Source organism: Vibrio sp. 10N.222.49.C9 (assembly GCF_041474985.1).
In the GTDB taxonomy this organism is placed as follows: Bacteria; Pseudomonadota; Gammaproteobacteria; order Enterobacterales; family Vibrionaceae; genus Vibrio; species Vibrio crassostreae_C.
Window position 1 is genome coordinate 1 of the sequence record NZ_JBFRVD010000660.1, and the last position, 416, is coordinate 416.

The 416-nt window shown below is 45.2% G+C and carries 1 protein-coding gene; it reads left to right on the plus strand.

The window, feature by feature from the left end:
* Positions 1 to 416, plus strand: a 416-nt coding sequence (locus AB4585_RS24955; RefSeq protein ID WP_372171440.1) for a glycosyltransferase, incomplete at both ends; no start/stop codon positions are given.

Below are 416 nucleotides of genomic sequence, written 5' to 3' on the forward strand. Positions count from 1 at the left end.
TGTTTATGATCCGACATCAGAGGATTTAACTAGTGCCTCTAAGATGCTTGAGTTGTTCGAGGGTGACGTAAATGTTGTCTTGGCCATAGACCCTAGTTCTAAAAAGCTGACGGCAAGTATGCTGAAAGACTTCAAAGAAAAATATACACCTGAGCTACGAGATACTAAAGAGTTTTGGAAAGGTCCCGGTCGATGCGATTTGTTTGTCGATATGAGGGAGTCAGACGATTATATCCCCTACCCTTTGCTTAGGGCTAGTGCTGCTGGGATGCCTGTTCTAGGAAGTAGTTCAGGTCGTACGGTGGATCTGATACAGACATATCGTACAGGTTATCTCATTAACCCAACTTCAAGCGGTGAGATTCAAGCTGTCGTGGATTCGGTTCAGGATTATGACGTGCGGGTAGAGATGGGTC